We start from the raw sequence: 18,500 nt of genomic DNA, 5'->3' as shown, positions 1-18,500 counted from the left end.
CTTCTATTCTACACCAAAATAACGCTTACACACTTTATTTGACTATTCAGTTTGATTATTCACTGGTATAATGCTAAAAAAACAGGGAGGTAGATTATGGATATTCAAGACATTCTTAAAAAAATAGACTCATTTAAAAAGAAAGAACATGCGGATTCGTACGCTATTGATTTAAAAGAAATTAACGACGCTGAAGATTTATTCGCTGATTTATACATTGTTTCAAAAGATGCTAACGGTGAATTACAAGCTGATGAACTTCTCTTATCTGTGGAAAATCCCACTCAAGATGATTTAGCAGAATTAACTCACTTTTCAGAAGCTCTAAACGAATTTATTTAATTATTTCTATCCGAGGAGTGAGTATGTGATTTTAATTGGTGCTTTAGTAAATGGCTTAGCTATTTTCTTTGGAGGCGGCGTTGGTCTTTTTTTGAAAAAGGGTCTTTCTGATCGAATTGGAACAGCTGTCATGAATGCTTTAAGTTTATGTGTCTTATATATTGGTATTAGTGGTGTTTTACAAGGTGATAATGTCTTGATGGTCATTATTGCGATGGTCCTTGGTACCTTAATTGGTGAGAGTTTAGACTTAAACGCTAAAATCAATCAAATTGGGGCCTGGTTTGAAGTTAGGCTTCTAAAACCAGACTCGTCTGATGGCCCTTCTATTTCACAAGGGTTTGTCACAGCAAGCTTAGTCTTTTGTGTGGGTGCAATGGCTATTGTTGGGTCCCTACAAAGTGGATTATCCGCTAACCATGATACCCTTTTTGCTAAATCCTTAATCGATGGGATTGCAGCTATTATTATGGCCTCTAGTTTAGGCTTTGGTGTCTTATTATCTGGCATACTCGTTTTTAGTTATCAAGCGAGTATTACTTTGCTAGCCAGTTTTTTAGCACCCCTTTTAACTGAAACAGTTATTAACGACATGACCTGTATCGGTTCATTATTAATTATTGGGTTAGCTCTTAATATGCTAAAACTAACCGATTTAAAAGTGATGAATTTTTCACCAGCTGTCTTTTTACCGATTATATTGAGTTTATTTCTATAAAACAGGTCAGACTGGAGTCTGACCTGTTTTTCTATAGTAATTTGTTAAAGGGAAAAACTGGCAGGCGACTATCTTTAGCAATCAACAATCCTTTTGGTTGGTTTCTCCAAGCATGGGGGTACATATCATTTTTTCGCTACTGCCATTCTTTTATTTATATTTTTCAAAAACCATAATGCAATCATCACTGCCTGGTTCTAAGTCATTGCCTTCCCAGTCTTGCCATTGATGGATAAGTTTAAAACCAGCCAATTTACCCATTAACGCTAGCTCTGACGGCCAAATATAGCGATGGGTTGTTTGATAACTTTCACTCTTCCCGTCTTCAGAAATACTGTATTGATAAGATGTCATGTTTTGATTAATGAGATTGTATTTATCGAAGCCAATATACCCTTCTTCCAAGGCATATGTGGCCACATTGTCTTTAACAATTTGATCGACTTTTGGTATAAAAGTCTCTACAACAAAACGACCGCCTGATTTCAAATGACGAGACGCATTGTAAAAACACTCAAGTTGCTCATCCAAAGTGAGTAAATAGGTGATGCCATTGAAGATAAGATAGACTAAGTCAAATGATTTATCTAACCGTGTTAGCGTCATATCACCATGATAGGTCAGCATATCGATTGACCCTTTTTTACGGTTTAGAACAGCTAGCATTTCTTTTGAATAATCAATGCCTGATAATTGATAGCCTTTCTTAGCTAATGGAATAGCAATACGCCCTGTTCCTATACCAAACTCAAGGATATCTTTTCCTTTAGCTAATTTCATCAAGGCTTTCAATGTTGGCTGGATAAATTCATTTGTATTTAAAGGGTAAATATCATCATCATAATCTTCGGCTATATCATCAAAGCTAGTCATCCTATCGACTCCTTCGTTATTATTTTTTTTGGTCTAGGAAAGATGCAACTGCACCTACTGAGTTAGCATCATTATGATACTGGCAAGCAACGACTTCAACATCTAAATCAGTCGCATTTGTACGTTCTAAATATGCTTGTACCATATCTGATACATCCGTAATCAAGTCATCACGACTTGAAATGCCTCCTCCAATAATAACCTTATCTGGATTAAATGCAACTGCAAGCATTTGAATCGCTCTTGCTATGCCTTTTTCTTCTTGATAGTTATGTACTTAGAAAGCATTGAACGCCTTCATAAGATTGATCCGTGTTATACTATAAAAATAAAGGAGTGATTATATGAGAATTCAAGTTTGGACAGATTTTGTATGTCCATTTTGTTATATCGGAAATGAAAAATTAAAACGTGCTATCCAAGCGTTTGAGCATCATGATCAAATTGAAGTTGAATTTAAGAGTTATCAGTTAGACCCCCATGCTTACTACGAAGAAGATAAAACAATGACTGAAAGCCTTTCTGAAACAAAGGGTTTGCCACAAGAACAAATCAAGCAAATGATAGAACACCTCACAACAGCTGCTAAAGAGGTCGATTTGACTTTCCGTTTTGACATCGCTAAAAATGCCAATACCTTTGATGCTCACCGACTATACCAATACGCTAAGTCAATCGATAAAGGCTCGTCCTATATGGAACGCTTTAAAAAAGCTTATTTTACTGAGGGAGAAGTAATTAGCGACCATGATACACTCGTGAAATTAGCAGAAGAAGTTGGTATTTCTAAAGAAGATAGTTTATCCATTCTCCAATCAACTGCATACAGTGATAATGTTAAAGGTGACATTGAACAAGCTCGTCAAATTGGCATCCAAGGTGTGCCACTCTTCATCTTTAATAACCGCTATGCTATTTCCGGTGCACAGCCTCAAGAGCTGTTTGCTAAAACATTAGAAACTGCTTGGGCAGAACAGTAATAGGAGTTGAATGATTATGGGTTTATTTGATTTATTTAAACGTCAGAAGAAAGAAACATCGACGTCTCAAACAGAAGAACATACAATAGAAGAAACAGAATCAAGTGCCCCTGTCTATGATATCATGGTGAAGGCTACTGATTGTCAAACAGACCATCAAATTATTGAAAGAATTGCGCGAAAAATCATTGATGAAGATCCTTTCCAAATCGTTTATAAAGGTCTCAGCGATCAAGACTTAACGAATCGGCAACGCGCTCTTTATAAGTATGCAGAAATGAGCACCATGACAGTCGATATTAACCTCCAGCAATCTGGTGTGATTACTATAGAGGGTATCACTCTTGGTAATCTTCCTTCTTCTATTATTCAAGACATGAAACGATATACCGATAAGCATATGCTCACCACTTACGTTTTCGTTAGCGGTGGTCCATATAAGACTTATTCAATCGAAGAGAAAATCGTTCTTGAAAAAGAAGAAGCCTTTAATCTCGATATTTTTATCTCTTATCATTAAAAAGATCGTCCCATCCATCAACATGATAAATGGGACGATCTTTTTAATGAGGAATAATATCTGTAATGGTATAGCTACGCATATCAAACCGGCTTCTTGATTTCGAATACTCAAATGGTGTGCCGTTAGCCAAGTAAACAACTTGTTCTACTTCTAACACTGGTGTATTTTCAGATGCATCCAGGTGTTTAATGTCAACATCACTTGGTGTATCAGCACTAATTTTACGATAAGCACCGCCAACTTTTAACTCAAGGTCCGAACGAATATATTCATAGATGGATTCGTAAATAATTTCTTCTGTTAAGTTTTTGACAATGTCAACAACATAATAGGTATCTTCTAGAATATAAGGTTTTTTATCAACAATTCTAAGTCGAACAAGGTGATAAACTGCTTCGTTGCTGTCTAAGAGAAGAATCTTTTGCAGCTCTTCAGACGGAAACTGGATATCAAATGAAATGATTTCACTTTCTACCTTCTTATCTGGCAATTGTACAGTTAATCCCCGATACTCTTTCGCCTTATAACTTGATGTATTCCATAATGTACTTTTGTGTACGAATGTACCTACCCCGCGTTTGCGAAATAACAAGCCTTCCATTGCTAAAATATCCATTGCTTTCTTCAATGTCATTCGACTGACATCGAATTCTTCTGCCAGTGCAATTTGTTGCGGCAGCATTTGTCCTTCTTGATAGATACCTTGATCAATACGTCGACGTAATTCTTCTGCTATATCTTCATACTTCTTGCTCATCTTCTCTTCAACTACTTTCCTGCCTACTATCTTCTATTAATACCTATATTATAGCTAAAATACGTCCTGAATGATAACCTTTATTAGACAACGTCTTAAAAAAACTGGTCAATTGACTCGTTTTCACTATATATAGAAGAAGGGACTGGGAAATAACTAGCCTTAAATAAAAAAAGCGTAATGAAATAATCATAATTCTGATTGTTTCATTGCGATTTTTATTTTTCACTGGATTTTTGTAAAAAGCTTCCGCTTTTCTTCTAGCCTCAAGGGCTAGTTTTGTAAGATTCATGCTCATAAGCATGATCCCGATGTCATTATGAACGGCTTGCTTGCCTCTGACATGAGTTCTGCGCATGCCAAATACACCTTTCATACGACCAAAAACAGTTTCTACGTCGATTTTTCGTTGTGCGTAGATTTCTTTTCCACGATCGCTCTCAAGGCTTTCTTTTACATGCTGCTTGAAGTATTCCCAGTTATAGTTGACCGCTGTCTGGCGCTGGGCACCTTTCGGTGTCTTGGCTAATTGATTGCGCGACTCGTCCTGTTGTTCCACATCAGCCTTGTATACTTTAAATTGTCTTTGAAAACCATTCTTATCATTTCGCGTACTGTAATGCGAGAAACTAAAGCGTACACCGTCTAAATCTGTATAGGCATCCTCGATCTCGTCATAATCCCAGTTATAGCGGTGTTTAGGATTAGAGCGATAGGCTTTAGTGTTTTCTTTATGATACATGCCGTATGGGATGAGCGGAACCTTACCAAAGGTATCCAGAACCGCCTCGTAATTTTCTTCGCTGCCATAACCGGCATCTGCAGCGATATACGTGAATAAATCCAACGTTTGAATGGATTCCAAAAAAGGGATAAACGTGCGTGTATCCGTCGGATTTGAAAAAATATCATAGGCGATGACAAACTGATTGCTCGATGCGACCTGAAGATTATAGCCCGGTTTCAACTCACGGTTCTTCATCGGATCTTCTTTCATGCACATGAACGTTGCGTCCGTATCTGTTTTAGAGAAACTGTTTCGGTCTTCAAATGTGGCGTTTGCTTCTTCATAGCGTTGCTTACGCGGTAAGAAATCTTTTTTACATTTATTCCGGTATTTTTTGAGGATGCGACGACGTCGCTTCTGTTCCGAACCACCTTTAGGAACCACTTTTTCTTCTGTAATCGCAGCTTCGACGGCCACAAGTTCCTTGTCGAGAGAACCGATTATTTCTTTAATACCTTCTGCTGTTTTCAATGTCTCTTCCGATAAAGCGAGGTTTACTTTTGCTTGGACGAGTTCATCATACAATTTCGAAACGTTATCATTGAGTTTTGCTTCATAGCGTTCGATTGCTTTCTTCCAAGTAAAACTATAAATATTTGCATCGGCTTGTATCTTCGTACCGTCGATATATAACGCATCTTCGTGAATCAAGCCGTTGTCACTCAAGAGTGTTGTGAAAAGAATGAAGGCATACTTAATAAGCTTTGATGCATGCTCGCTTGAACGGAAATTGTTGATTGTCTTGTAGCTAACAGAAGTGTCGCCTGTCAACCACTTCATGGGAATCGATTCTTCATTCATGCGTTCCATTTTGCGTCCGGAAAATGTGGTGCGGCTATAGGCAAATAAGCACATCTTCAAAAGCATCGCGGGATGAAAGGCAGGGCGACCTGTATGAGACGTCTCTTCCAGGAGAAATTCCGAAGGAATCGAATCGACGAAACGGCTGATGAGGCGTGCTTCGTGATCACTCGGGATTGTAAAATCCAATTGTAGTGCTAAGGCCGTCTCCATTGTGTTATAATTTTGATACATGGTGAGTCACTCCTTTGGTTTTTGGTCGTACTTAAATTATAAGGTATTTGGCTCACTATGTCTTTTAAAACAATAAAATCCCCAACTCCTTCAATTTAGAAAGAGTTGGGGATTTTCTTTATTCAGGGACTGAGTTTTTTCCCAGTCCCTTCTTCTATTATAAAAATTAAGCTTCTTCTGCTGCTAATTTTAGGTTAGCGATGTCTTGTACTTTCAAGAATGGATACCAGATTGCTCCGATAATTACCATATCGATCAATTGAAGAATACCACCCATGATTGAGTTTGTAGCCATCATACCTGAGAAGAACAATCTCATTCTTATTTGGTTTAAATTTGAACGAACTTTCGCTATGTAGCAAGGAACTTGATTTTTATCGATTAACTGGTCTAAATGTATCTGGAACTTAGGTTCTCAATATCTTCACAACGTCACAATATTTCTGACTTTCGATTAAGTGAGAGATTTTATCATTTTTATATTTTGTTCCCCTTTACAAAACAAACACACGTTCGCTACAATGTTTGTAAAGGAGTGATTGAAATGTCTTTCGATTATTCATTGGAAAGAAGTGAAGATATTCTTTGTATAGATGTAAAATCTTTTTATGCTTCTGTTGAATGCATAGAGCGTGGATTGGATCCTTTGAAAGCAATGTTAGTCGTCATGAGTAATGCGGTAAATGCTGGAGGTTTAGTTTTAGCAGCTTCTCCTATGGCAAAAAAAGTATTGGGAATTAGTAACGTCTCACGTAAGTATGAAATACCGCCCCACCCTGATTTAATTATCGTACCGCCACGAATGAATTATTATATCGAGAAGAATACTGAAATCAACAATATCTACCGAAAATACGTGAGCGATGAGGACCTGCATATTTACAGTATCGATGAATCTTTTTTATCTGTTCGATCCAGTCTAAAACTATTTAAAAAGGAATCAGCTTTTGACTTGGCCAGAATGATTCAGTGGCATGTTTATCGCAGAACAGGTTTATATGTGACGATTGGTATAGGAGATAACTTGCTGCTTGCTAAACTAGCTTTGGATAATGAAGCGAAGCATAATAAGAATTTTGTAGCAGAATGGCGATACGAGGATGTACCCAATACCGTTTGGAAAATTAAAGAACTTACTGATATGTGGGGAATCGGAAGCCGAACAGAACAGACTTTAAACGCCATGGGCATTCGTTCGGTGTATGACTTAGCGCATTACGATTACTATAAACTCAAACAATCGCTCGGAGTTATTGGGCAGCAACTCTATGCCAATGCTTGGGGGATTGATCGTAGTGATATTCGTGTGAGATACAAACCATTAGAAAAGAGTTATGGTAACTCCCAAGTGCTACCTCGAGATTACGTGTATACTCACGAGATTAAAATTGTTATCCGTGAGATTGCAGAGCAAGTAGCAGCGCGGATTCGTAAGCATCACTCCAAGACCGGCTGCGTAAGCCTCTATGTAGGTTATTCGAGATATGAAGAACAGCGTGGATTTTCAAGGCAAATGAAGATTCCCATCACTTCTAACTCAAAGAAACTGGTACAGTATTGCTTGTTGCTGTTCGATAAGCATTATGAAGGACAAGCTGTCCGAAATATCGGTATTTCCTATTCAAAACTTTCTTATACGAGCGATATTCAACTGGATTTATTTGAAGATCCTGACCAACAAATCGCTAACGAACGTTTGGATTACTTGGTTGACAAAATTAGAGACAAATACGGATTTAGAGCATTGGTTCACGCTAGCAGCCTTTTGGAAGGTGCAACAGCCATTGACCGAAGTAGTTTAGTCGGTGGCCACGCCGGGGGAATGGATGGTATAAAGTAGAATACGAATGGAGTGTATAATCATGGGTATGCTGAATGGTGTTGTAACGAAAATTAAAATGCTAGACTACCCTCTCGTATATTTTAGATTAGATGATACCAACTGCTTAATAGCTAAAAACAGCCTTAGCTTCATGGCAGATATTGAGGAAGGAATGCGCATTGTTGTATTTGGAGAATATAATAGTAGAAAACAATTTGTCGTGAAAAAATATTCGGTGCTAGGGAAAACTAGAATCATGTTAGAAATAGAATCTATGAAGCGAATATGCAAGTAAAGAAAGGATGCTACATATGATAACTTTAGATGAGTTGATTGATTATAAAGATTTGCCTACTGAACGATACGAGAATCGTTATAATGAGTTTTTTCAAGATCTTGCTCGTGCGCCTATCGATGCCGCCGTTGAAGACATTAACTGGTTCGACTTGAAGCGCAAGTACTTATATTTTTGCAGTTACTGTCTATAGAGTATTTGAAACCATCATTTGAGCATGTTTTAAGTATTTTCTGCAATATAGAAGACTTCGATCCGTCTAACTTAAATTGACAAATCAAAGTTTTTAATAATTGATGACAATCAAGTTTGAATAAACGATTTTTAGCATGTATTTAAAATAGATAAAGCTGATAATTTCTGTTCAGAAATTATCAGCTTTTTTGACGATTTAGGCTTTCGCCAAGGGAAAGCTTCATTCCCTACAGATACAAATTTAAAAGCTGGAGATATCCGCTCACCCTTTCAGCTAATATCATGATGCAGTCTAACAAGCACCACTTAATTCCGCTTTTGTTTTTTCGGACCCTAACAACCGCAAGCCGTTTAAGATGACGAGGATTGTGGAGCCCTCATGGAATAGTACTGCTAAAGGAAGTCCCAGAACGCCGAACATATTTAAAGTAATCAAGCTGACAATAACAGCGATGGAGAAAATGACATTTTGAATAATGATTTTATTTAATTTCTTGCTTAGCTGATAGCTATAAAACAATTTAGACAAATCATTCTTCACTACAACGACATCAGAGGATTCCATTGCGACTGACGAGCCACTTCCCATCGCAATTCCGATATCTGCATTCGCTAGCGCGGGCGCATCATTGATCCCATCGCCAATCATCCCAACAACGTCTTCTTTTCCTTGGCTTTTTAAGACAAAATCTATTTTATCTTCCGGTAACATGGAAGAAATATAGTCATCTACCTTTACTTCCTTTGCAACCTGTGCCGCAACCTTTTCGTTATCTCCCGTTAAAAGATAAACCTTGATGCCCTCTTTTTGGAAATCCGCAACCGTACTCGCTGACTGCGGACGAATTCGATCCCGGAGTGAGAAGTAACCGACGACTTCATTTCCCTTCGCTACAAATATGGTCGTATCGCCTTTTTCCAGTAGCTTTTCAAACTGATCAAATTTATCATATTGCTTAAATGCATCCGGTTTTCCAACTAGGATTGCCCCTTTTTTAATTCCCGAACCAGCAATTTCTTCAATCGATTCCGCTTGATTCACTTGTGCTAAGTTAATCTCTTTAAAGGCAGAAACAATTGCTCTTCCGATTGGGTGACTGGATTGTTGCTCCATATAAATGACTTCTTTTAACAGCTCTTGGTCCAAATGATAATCGACCACTTGGAAGTCGCCATACGTCAATGTTCCGGTCTTATCTGTATACAAAATATTCATTGTACTTAACGCTTCCATTGCGGCTCCACCTTTAAATAAGATACCGTTTTTGGCTCCATTACTTATCGCGCTTAACGTAGCCGGTGTAGCTGATGCCACCAATGCACATGGACTAGCCACTGTTAAAAGTACCATTCCACGATAAAATGCTTCTTCTAATGGTAGGCTTAGGAAATAATATAGAAAGAAGATGAAAATAGGTACGATAATTAAAACGCCAATCACGTACTTACTTTCAATACGGTCTATAAACTTTGCGATTCGAGAAGGTTTGTTTTGTGCTTCTTCAACCATCCGGATAATATTGGAAAACATGGTTTGATTCAGTGTCTTGTTTACTTCTATATGAAAAACATTTCCTTCATTAATCGTTCCGGCAAAAACTTCCTCCTTTAACTCTTTTTCTACTGGGACAGACTCACCCGTTAAAGCCGCTTCATTCACGATTGCATTTCGGTCGATCAAGCCATCAATAGGGATTTGATCACCTTTTGATACCACGACAATGTCCCCAATAACTAACTCTTTCGTAGGGGTAACCACTACATCCCCATTTTCTTTTAGCACTTGGGCTGTGTCGGGTACTTGCGCCATTAATTCTGAAATCGCGCTGGTGGATTTTTTCGTTGCATAATCTTCCAAAACTTCTGCAGCAGCAAAAATCAATAGCAACGCCGCTCCTTCAGACTCAAAATCAATGATTACTGCACCAACTGCTGCCAAAACCATTAATAGGTCGACATTTGGTGAGCGATCTTTAATCGTTTCAACAACAGCATGTTTTGCCGCATAGAAGCCTAAAAAGAAAATTGAAATATAAAATAGTATGGAACTGTATGCATCATTTAGTGGGATAAAGATAAACCCTAAGATTGTAAATAAAACACCGACAACTAAAAATTGTCCTTGCCTACTTTTTGTTAGATACTCAACCATTTCTAAAACCTCTTTCTTATTTTTTGTTTTTTTGCTTACCAATTATTACAAATCCATTTCATCTCATCTTTTCACTCCCCTTTATTTAGAAATATATATATAAAAAAGGGCACACCTATAGAACAGAATTAACTGTCCCACAGGTATGCCATTATTATTTACATACTCTGCTGCCGCAAAAATTGCAGCCCGGCTGCATGGACCTTTTATATGTCCACCGCCTGTTCAGATCACAATGAATATAACCAACAAACAAAATCTGTTATATTCCAAAGCTTTCATTATTTAGTTTTAATATGCTTCATTGATTCTCATGTGACTATTATAACAAATTTTTTTTTGAATTTCAAATCGTTTTTCCATTTATATTTGCATGAATTTTTTTGCTTAATTGCAATATCAAATGCATAAAAAATTTTAAAAACCTTTATAGACAGCGAATTACTCAATAATCCAGTATTACCAATGGTTTGAAGCCTTTGTTGGCAGTGTGTATTTCGTCCCTTACCATTTTTCAGGTGAGTTGTTGGTGGTTCTGACCCAAGAGAATAGGTTGGCTGAGTCAAGAGAAGGAGCGAAGCGGCTCTTGACTCAGCTAAGCTGTTCTCTTATCCTATAAAACCAACAAAATACCTTAAGCTGCTTGTAACTTAGCTAACTCTTCCTGCAGGCGTTCTGCAGGTGTTGCATAGCCCATTATTTTTCTCGGTCTGTCGTTGATCGTATTAGTTACTGCCAGTAAATGTGCATAAGACAATGGACGCAGAGTGACTCCCTTTGGGATAAATTCTCGGAGCATGCGGTTGTGCCTCTCGTTCGTTCCTTTCTCCCAAGAAGCATACGCATGAGTAAAGAAAACCTGAACATCTTCAGTAATGCCTTCGATAAGCGACAGACTTGAAAACTCAGATCCGTTATCAGTTGTTAGGGTCTTAAACTGTTCCAGTCCCTGTTTTCTCATCAAATCAAGAACACCTTTTTGAACCACTATGGCACCTTTTCCCCAAACTTTCTTCGTTAGACAGTAGCGGGTTTTCCGTTCAACCATAGTGATGATGACAGGCTCATTTTTTATTTTCTTGCCTAATACTAAATCGACTTCCCAATGCCCAAAATCTTCTCTAGAGAGTATTTCTGGATCGCGTTCTTCGATACTGCGACCTAAGTGCTTAGCGTTATGACCTTTCGGTTCCGAAACGTTTTTCTTGCGTGGCCGCATCCGGGTCTTCATAGGTAAATCGATATTACGGATTGGGAGTACGGCAGCATTGATCAAGGCGTAAACTGTTTTCGTGCATGGTACGTGTTCGTCAGGGTGCGATTTTCTGTAAGAGTGTACAAAAGTATCCACACTATGAATCCGTAACCCCTTCATGGGTGCTAGATTTTCAGGTAAGGCAGCAAGGAAAGCTGCAGAATATTTATGATGATTCCGCGCATGCGAGTTCTCACGATTTTCTTTGTAAACCCGAGCGCCTGAGGCGGCAATATACTGCTCGTAATAATTGTGTTGATAGTCAAGTTGGCGCGTTCTGCCGCGTTTCAACTCACGAGAAACAGTCGATTGGCTGACTCCTAATTCACGCGCCATCTCCGCTTGTTTATAGGTACCGATTTTAGCCATCTGTTCCAGCTTTCCCCGTTGAATATCAGTAAGGTGTGTGAAGGTGCGGTTTTCTATGATACAATTATTATTAGTCATGTAGATACCCCTTATACTTTTGGTTTGGTCGCTTATAAGTATATCGTATCTACATGATTTTTTCGTTTATTTCCTTATGCATTTCATTTTACAATTTACCCATGAATTTTTTTCTAGATTTTGTTATTCTGTCACCTTTATTTTGTAATGGATTATCCGCTTAAATCTCGATTCCACCGTAAATTAACCTAGATTCAAAAACCAAAAGGTCGATTAGTCTATCCATCGAAAGAAACACCGCCTGCCTCTCCTTTTTCTCCAACTTTGATACCAGGAAAAATGACCTATAAAAAGGGTATTAGTAAGGTTTATTGGCAGAGTACACACGGAGAGTACCTACTATTGTATTAAACTGATCTGTCTCACGAATATTTTCAAACCCCTCTTCTCGAAGTGTTTTTAACAGAATTCCTTTGACATGATCCCTTGTCTTTTCAAATCCATCCAATACTTGAACAGGATAGAAGGCCAATCGCATCCAAAAACTTTGTGGCTTATCGAAGTCAAGAATATGCAAGCTTCCGCCTGGGACCAACACCCGAATAGCTTCTTGTAGCATTTTATGTTTCATTTCCAACGTTAAGTGGTGAAAGAGTAGACTGGAAAAGACATGGTCAAATCCATCAGCATCGAAAGGCAGGTGGGAAGATAGTCCCTGCTGGAAGGAAACAGCTACTTTACTCTTTTGGGCTTTTTTTGAGCCAATCTCAATACTTCGTGATCTGCGTCCAGTCCCATTACGATTGCCGTTCCTTTATTGGTCAGTTCCCGTCCAAACACATCTTGTAAGTTACTGGCAGGGTCTGTACTGACCAGCATCACGCGCTTGCCACTGTCAGCCAGTGCGACCGCTGTCGCGCAGGCGGTTGAAGTCTTTCCAACCCCGCCCTTTCCCGTATAGAATAAGTATTTTGTTAAGTCACTTGCTATTGGTGAATAATTTTCCATCTATCATCGTTCCTTCCTTTTAACAGCAGTCGGAGCCAGCTCCGCCGCAACAGCTACCGTCAGCTGATCCTGCCATGATGAATTGGATTCCCATGAATGTCGAAATCTCATCTAAAGTAGGATAAGCGCCTTTTTTCTTTACTTCCCCATTCACCAATGTGATCGGCAACGCATCGGCCAATTCTTCTTGCAAAATGGTTGTCACGGTTGCATTATTAACAAATTCTTGCGGGCTGCTCGACAGGTTGTACCGAATTGCCTCGTAGCCTTCAACTGTATTCAGGGCTTGAATAGCGGACGTCATCATCAATAAGTCTTCATTCACGGAAGGCCCGCACACCCCGGTGTTACAACACATGGCCAGCTCAAATAATTCCAGTTTATTCATCATATTATCTCCTTTTTACTATCTACTTCTATACATAGAAAGTCATCTATGTATAGAAGTTTATCTATCTTGTGTCAATACATTGAATAGTAAAACTATATGAAAGCTTGGAGGAATCTTTTTAAGTACACTTGACCTGGATACCTGCCTAAAAAAAGGCTGGAGAGAATGAAAAGGGAACTTCTCTTATCACAAGAAGTTCCCTTTTACTAATTCTATTTATTGAGGATTCGCATGGCATTAATGACGGCAATCACGGTGACCCCCACATCCGCAAAGACCGCTTCCCACATCGAAGCCACCCCAAAAGCACCCAGAATGAGGAACAAGCCTTTCACCCCAAGGGCGAAGAAGATGTTTTGCCAAACAATGCGACGGGTATCCTTGGCCACCTGCATGGCCGTCCCAATCTTGGAGGGTTTGTCGTCCATGATCACCACGTCAGCGGCCTCAATGGCTGCGTCGGACCCCAGGCCACCCATGGCGAAGCCGATATCAGAGCGGGCCAGGACCGGGGTATCGTTGATTCCATCCCCGACGAAGGCGACTTTCTCTTTCTTCCCTTTTCGCGCGAGGATTTCTTCGAATTTTTCCACCTTGTCTTGCGGCAACAGTTCGCTGTAGACCTCTGAGATTCCCAGTTTCTTGGCCACTGCATCACCTACAGACTGGGCGTCACCAGTGAGCATGATGATATGCTCGACTCCCTGCTCCTTCATGGTGGCGATAGCGGCTGCGGCGTCTTCCTTGATGGCGTCTGCAATCAGGAGGGAGCCGGCGTACTCACCTTCCACAGCCAGGTACACGATGGTTCCGATTTCGTTCACTTCCTCGAAGTTCACCGCGAACTTCTCCATCAGGCGGGCATTCCCGGCCAACACTTCCTTGCCGTCAATGGTGGCTTGGATTCCGTGTCCGGAGATTTCGTTATAGGTGGTGATCCGGTCTTCCTGGATTGTTTGGCCATATCTTTCCTTGATGGAATCCGCAATCGGGTGGCTGGAATAAGCCTCGGCATGGGCAGCTATTTCGAGCAGCTCTTCCGAACGGATTCCCTGTTGGGGTTCAATCGCGGTGATTTCGAACTTCCCCTTGGTCAAGGTACCGGTCTTATCCATCACCACGTACTTCAGGTCATTCAGGCCTTCCAGGTAGTTGCTGCCCTTCACGAGGATCCCTTTTCTTGAAGAAGCGCCAATTCCGCCGAAAAAACCGACGGGAATGGAGACGACCAGGGCACACGGGCAGGAAATAACCAAGAAGATCGCTGCCCGGTAGATCCATTCATCGAACGTCGCTCCCGGGAGTACCAAGGGTGGCACAACCGCCAACAGGAGTGCGGCGACCACGACGACGGGCGTATAGTAGCGCGCAAATTTGGTGATAAACTGCTCGGTCGGCGCCTTCCGGCCGCTGGCGTTCTCGACCAGGTCCAAAATCTTCTTAACGGTGGATTCCGCAAAGGGCTTCTCCACCACTACTTTCAGCACACCGTTGCGATTGATAAAGCCACTCAGGACGGAGTCGCCTGGGGCCACGCTCCGCGGAACCGATTCCCCGGTCAAAGCGGACGTATCCATAGCGGAGGTTCCCTCCACGATTTTCCCGTCCAACGGCACTTTCTCACCCGGTCGGACCAGAATGAAATCACCCGCCCTGATGGTTTCTGGTGCGACCTTCACAATCCCGTTTCCCGTATCCAGGTTCGCGTAATCGGGACGGATATCCATTAGGTCCGCAATCGAGCGGCGGGACTTGGAAAGGGCGACATCCTGGAATAGTTCTCCCACCTGGTAGAAGAGCATGACCGCGATGGCCTCCGGATATTCCTGTACATAGAAGGCAGCCAGCGTCGCAATTGTCATCAGGAAGTTCTCGTCAAAGACTTGTCCGCGGACCATGTTCCGTACCGCACGCCAGACGACATCATAGCCGGCGATCAGGTAGGCAATTACGAACATGGCAAAAGACATCCATCCTTCCAGTGGCAGGAAGATCCCGGCCAGCATGAAGGAAAAACTAAGCACCAAGCGGATGATGGCTGTCCTCAGTTCATTTTTTTTCCCGTCTTCCCTATTATCCTGCTCTACCGCTTCAGCAGCTGCTGATTCCGACTCGGCTGTCTTCGTGCTCATTGCAATCAATGTACCGTCGGCCTTGTTCTTCAGGACCACATCTGGCTCCAACGTGTTCACTTTCTGTTTCACTTGGGAGAGGATTTGGTCTTTCTTCTCATTCGTCACTTCAAAGCTCAAGGTCTGCGTCATGAAGTTCACATTGCTGTTGGCCACACCTGCTACCTGAGCCACGCCTCTTTCGACCTTGCTCGCACAGTTGGCGCAGTCGATCCCGTCGAGGATCCATTCGTAGTGTTTTTCGTCCTCTTTTGGCTGGGTAGCCTTGTGTACAGGGGTTTCCAGCTTGATTAGACGACCGTCGGCCTTGTTTTTCAGGATCACGTCGGGCTCCAGCTTATTCACTTTCTGTTTCACTTGGGAGAGGATTTGGTCTTCCCTTTCCCCAGTCACCTCGAAGCGCAAGGTTTGGGTCATGTAGTTCACGTTGCTGTTGGCCACACCTGCCACCTTCGCAACGCCTCTTTCTACTTTATTAGCACAATTAGCGCAATCGATCCCATCGAGGATCCATTCGTGTTGTTTCTTGTTCTCGTCCATTGCGTCTCTCCTTATTGAATATTAGTTTGAATGGCTTTCTCTATAATCCCAACAGGGTTTGAATGGTGCCATTTTCCATCATAATATAAATTCCTAATCCAATAAAAACCAGCGAGACTATCACCCGCTGATACTTCTCGATTGTTTCTGATATCAAGGTAATTTTTGATAATCTGTAACTGATATAGCAAAGGATCGCCACAGAGATGGCGAAAACAATTAACGCTACACCAATTTCAATTCCAGCTAGTGATGTAAAGTAAGGGATATAAATACCTAGATTGTCACCACCGGAAGCCACGGTAATCAGGGCTACCGTCCAAAATAATCGGTTTCCCCCTCCTGCTTCCATTTTTTCAAGCACTTCCTCTTCATCTTCATCCTGCTCTCCCTTGAAAGCAATCCGAATTCCTAAGTACAGTGGAATCAATCCCAACAAACCAACAAACCAATAATCCAGTCTTCAGGAATGAGGTTTAAAACATAAGCTGCAAATAAACTGAACGCAACGAGCATTCCCGTTCCCAGGTATTGTCCCCCAACGATTCCCTTCATCTTCCCCTTCGTGCTGCTTTGAGAGAAGATAATCATGAGGATCAGGAGATAATCAATACTGGTAGAAACATAAACCGCAAGGGCAGATATAATTGTTTGTAACATAGGTGCGCTCCCATCTAAGATATAAGTTGCAAGTCTTCTCCCACTCTTAAGACCGAGCGAATAAAAGTCACTATTTCTTCGTTGGCCAGCGAATAGTAAACCATCTTCCCTTCTTGATACGATACTGTGACACCGCTTTTCTTCAAGAAGCGCAAGTGGTGAGAAGTTGACGCCATACTGGCATTAATGATTGCGGCTAAATCGCATACGCACATCTCTTTATAAGTAGCGAGTGCATATAAAATCTTTATCCTTGAAGAATCCCCTAGACACTTGCTCAGTACTAATAAATCCGCAAAATCTTTATCTTTCAGTTCCGTTTGAACCTGGTCAACTTTTTCTGCATGAATAATCGTCGTTTTACAAACGTCCAAATCTATATTTTTCATATTTACACTCCTTTCATTCAAATGTTCATTTGAATTAAGTGTAGCACATTCTCTCTTGTTTTTCTATATTATTGGAGTCGCATTTACGCATTAATTCAGATTTTCTTCTAAAAATTACGCTCTTCTCTTGTAAATCCTCTAAAGGTCAAAGTTTGAAATCATAGTAGTTATTAATTTTTTGGAAAAAGTTTTGATATTTATCGGCTAGTATTCCTTACAACCACAGAAAGAAAAACAATTCAGTCAATTGCCACACCGTGGACTTCATCAAAAAAGCCGCATGCGGACAACTGAAATCTACTATATGCTGCATGAAGCCATTCAAACAAATAGAAAAGTTGCCATACAAATAGAAGCCATTGATTGCGACGGCTTCTATCAGGAAGATATCATCGGATCGATTAAAAAATCCGACTCGCTGGGTGTTTATATAAAGAACCAAAACGTTCACTATGATGAGATACGAAATATCCAGTTTTACACTTAAAAATTGCTGCTTCGCACTGAACAGCTCCTTGAAAAAACGTCATAACGATAGTTTTATATTCTAGATTACCTTCTACGAATTGCAGCATTCGCCAACATCTTAGCACCTGAAATCGTGCTCCTTCCACTTCCGGTTGTGAACCACATGGATTTTGCTACACTTGGGCCTTTGATAATGACAAACCCCATCCCAATCAGACCAGCTATCTTCACCCAATTAAAATCATCAGACATGAGAATCTGCGTAAAAAGTAGCATCGATACGATTTCCAACAGCAGGGTCACAATCTGACTCAAGAATTCCCGCCACCAAATGCCCATATAGTTGTGTTCATCATTAATAATCGTAATAGCCGCAAATACGCTGGCGAGTACTGTGTGGAGGCTGTATATGTAAATGAGACGACTACAACTCTTAGGTCTTTACTAGACTAATTATGACTCTGTCACTTTTTCTTATTATGGACTTTCTTTAACCTATCTTACCCTTCCTTGTTTACAAAAATGTTTGGTATGAGCCTCATAATCACCCATAGTCCTAATCTTTGTGTTTAATTATACACATCTAGATAAAGAGATAACACCAATTTGAAATCATCCTTATATTAAAGAAAAGCAAAAGAAGCAGCCCTTATAACCCATTGGGAAGGCCCCCTTCCCAATGGGTTGAAAGAAGCTAATGAATGCCTCATCCACTCCATGGTGAAAATGTAAAATTAGGTAGGGACGCGAGGGAGGGTAGCCTTTACCTCCATAAAACCTACACAATTGAA

At 40.6% G+C, this 18,500-nt stretch carries 19 protein-coding genes, 3 pseudogenes and 1 riboswitch; of the genes and pseudogenes, 8 read left to right on the top strand and 14 right to left on the bottom strand.

The annotated features are described in order from the left end of the window. Positions 1–96: 96 nt before the first annotated feature. Complete coding sequence (locus BW721_RS00445) at positions 97–342, top strand: hypothetical protein (RefSeq protein ID WP_076765140.1); 246 nt, start codon at positions 97–99, stop codon at positions 340–342. Positions 343–367: 25 nt separating this feature from the next. Next, complete coding sequence (locus BW721_RS00440) at positions 368–1,060, top strand: DUF554 domain-containing protein (protein WP_083686731.1); 693 nt, start codon at positions 368–370, stop codon at positions 1,058–1,060. Between the two features lie 150 nt (positions 1,061–1,210). Here the strand turns inward: BW721_RS00440 and BW721_RS00435 are convergent, their stop codons facing one another. Further along, a complete protein-coding gene (locus tag BW721_RS00435; RefSeq protein ID WP_076765138.1) occupies positions 1,211–1,933 on the bottom strand; it encodes a class I SAM-dependent DNA methyltransferase in 723 nt (240 codons plus the stop codon). Between the two features lie 19 nt (positions 1,934–1,952). Then, positions 1,953–2,165: an ROK family protein gene (locus BW721_RS00430; protein WP_076765136.1), complete on the bottom strand. Its 213-nt coding sequence runs from the start codon at positions 2,163–2,165 to the stop codon at positions 1,953–1,955. A gap of 112 nt (positions 2,166–2,277) precedes the next feature. Between BW721_RS00430 and BW721_RS00425 the strand changes: the two genes are divergently transcribed. Both BW721_RS00425 and BW721_RS00420 read left to right on the top strand, forming a co-directional pair. Beyond that, a complete protein-coding gene (locus BW721_RS00425) occupies positions 2,278–2,913 on the top strand; it encodes a DsbA family oxidoreductase (protein WP_076765133.1) in 636 nt (211 codons plus the stop codon). A 16-nt stretch (positions 2,914–2,929) separates the two neighbouring features. After that, positions 2,930–3,433: a hypothetical protein gene (locus tag BW721_RS00420; protein WP_076765131.1), complete on the top strand. Its 504-nt coding sequence runs from the start codon at positions 2,930–2,932 to the stop codon at positions 3,431–3,433. A gap of 43 nt (positions 3,434–3,476) precedes the next feature. On the opposite strand, the gene BW721_RS00415 is transcribed toward BW721_RS00420, so the two are convergent. Together BW721_RS00415 and BW721_RS00410 are read right to left on the bottom strand one after the other, a co-directional pair. After that, positions 3,477–4,193, bottom strand: a complete 717-nt coding sequence (locus BW721_RS00415) for a GntR family transcriptional regulator (protein WP_076765129.1) — start codon at positions 4,191–4,193, stop codon at positions 3,477–3,479. 43 nt (positions 4,194–4,236) lie between these two features. Next, on the bottom strand, positions 4,237–6,015 hold the full coding sequence (locus BW721_RS00410) for an IS1182 family transposase (RefSeq protein WP_076765127.1): 1,779 nt from the start codon (positions 6,013–6,015) through the stop codon (positions 4,237–4,239). A 544-nt stretch (positions 6,016–6,559) separates the two neighbouring features. On the opposite strand from BW721_RS00410, the gene BW721_RS00405 reads away from it, so the two are divergent. From BW721_RS00405 to BW721_RS11710, 3 genes are read left to right on the top strand one after another with little or no spacing between them, the layout of a single operon-like run. Next, a complete protein-coding gene (locus BW721_RS00405; RefSeq protein ID WP_076765125.1) occupies positions 6,560–7,855 on the top strand; it encodes a Y-family DNA polymerase in 1,296 nt (431 codons plus the stop codon). A 22-nt stretch (positions 7,856–7,877) separates the two neighbouring features. Beyond that, complete coding sequence (locus BW721_RS00400; protein WP_076765123.1) at positions 7,878–8,132, top strand: hypothetical protein; 255 nt, start codon at positions 7,878–7,880, stop codon at positions 8,130–8,132. A gap of 16 nt (positions 8,133–8,148) precedes the next feature. After that, on the top strand, positions 8,149–8,325 hold the full coding sequence (locus BW721_RS11710; RefSeq protein ID WP_156892163.1) for a hypothetical protein: 177 nt from the start codon (positions 8,149–8,151) through the stop codon (positions 8,323–8,325). A 294-nt stretch (positions 8,326–8,619) separates the two neighbouring features. On the opposite strand, the gene BW721_RS00395 is transcribed toward BW721_RS11710, so the two are convergent. The 9 genes and pseudogenes from BW721_RS00395 to BW721_RS00360 form a co-directional block, all read right to left on the bottom strand. Further along, positions 8,620–10,479: a heavy metal translocating P-type ATPase gene (locus BW721_RS00395; RefSeq protein WP_076765121.1), complete on the bottom strand. Its 1,860-nt coding sequence runs from the start codon at positions 10,477–10,479 to the stop codon at positions 8,620–8,622. A gap of 130 nt (positions 10,480–10,609) precedes the next feature. Next, a riboswitch (NiCo riboswitch) is annotated at positions 10,610–10,718 on the bottom strand. A 395-nt stretch (positions 10,719–11,113) separates the two neighbouring features. Further along, positions 11,114–12,181, bottom strand: coding sequence for an IS30 family transposase (locus BW721_RS00390; protein WP_076765119.1), 1,068 nt, complete (start codon positions 12,179–12,181; stop codon positions 11,114–11,116). A 298-nt stretch (positions 12,182–12,479) separates the two neighbouring features. After that, positions 12,480–12,887: a class I SAM-dependent methyltransferase gene (locus BW721_RS00385; RefSeq protein ID WP_232222950.1), complete on the bottom strand. Its 408-nt coding sequence runs from the start codon at positions 12,885–12,887 to the stop codon at positions 12,480–12,482. A 35-nt stretch (positions 12,888–12,922) separates the two neighbouring features. Beyond that, positions 12,923–13,129, bottom strand: a pseudogene (locus BW721_RS00380) (ArsA-related P-loop ATPase); the annotation flags it as partial. A 19-nt stretch (positions 13,130–13,148) separates the two neighbouring features. Then, positions 13,149–13,517 (bottom strand): arsenite efflux transporter metallochaperone ArsD, encoded by a 369-nt coding sequence (gene arsD, locus BW721_RS00375; RefSeq protein WP_198031372.1) that lies wholly within the window; start codon positions 13,515–13,517, stop codon positions 13,149–13,151. Positions 13,518–13,732: 215 nt separating this feature from the next. Continuing rightward, the gene (locus BW721_RS00370) at positions 13,733–15,937 is read right to left on the bottom strand and encodes a heavy metal translocating P-type ATPase (RefSeq protein WP_232222949.1); all 2,205 of its coding nucleotides are present in this window, start codon (positions 15,935–15,937) and stop codon (positions 13,733–13,735) included. Positions 15,938–16,051: 114 nt separating this feature from the next. Continuing rightward, a pseudogene (locus tag BW721_RS11990) lies at positions 16,052–16,192 on the bottom strand (cation transporter); the annotation flags it as partial. A gap of 40 nt (positions 16,193–16,232) precedes the next feature. Then, positions 16,233–16,852, bottom strand: a pseudogene (locus BW721_RS00365) (CadD family cadmium resistance transporter). Positions 16,853–16,866: 14 nt separating this feature from the next. Continuing rightward, positions 16,867–17,241 (bottom strand): ArsR/SmtB family transcription factor, encoded by a 375-nt coding sequence (locus tag BW721_RS00360; RefSeq protein ID WP_198031371.1) that lies wholly within the window; start codon positions 17,239–17,241, stop codon positions 16,867–16,869. A 247-nt stretch (positions 17,242–17,488) separates the two neighbouring features. Between BW721_RS00360 and BW721_RS11705 the strand changes: the two genes are divergently transcribed. Next, a complete protein-coding gene (locus BW721_RS11705; protein ID WP_156892162.1) occupies positions 17,489–17,728 on the top strand; it encodes a hypothetical protein in 240 nt (79 codons plus the stop codon). Between the two features lie 65 nt (positions 17,729–17,793). On the opposite strand, the gene BW721_RS00355 is transcribed toward BW721_RS11705, so the two are convergent. Next, positions 17,794–18,024: a hypothetical protein gene (locus tag BW721_RS00355; protein WP_076765111.1), complete on the bottom strand. Its 231-nt coding sequence runs from the start codon at positions 18,022–18,024 to the stop codon at positions 17,794–17,796. Positions 18,025–18,500: the final 476 nt, after the last annotated feature.

This window comes from Jeotgalibaca sp. PTS2502, assembly GCF_001975685.1.
GTDB lineage: Bacteria > Bacillota > Bacilli > Lactobacillales > Aerococcaceae > Jeotgalibaca > Jeotgalibaca arthritidis.
Note: the sequence above shows the minus strand (reverse complement) of the source record. Positions and strands in the feature narration are given on the sequence as shown.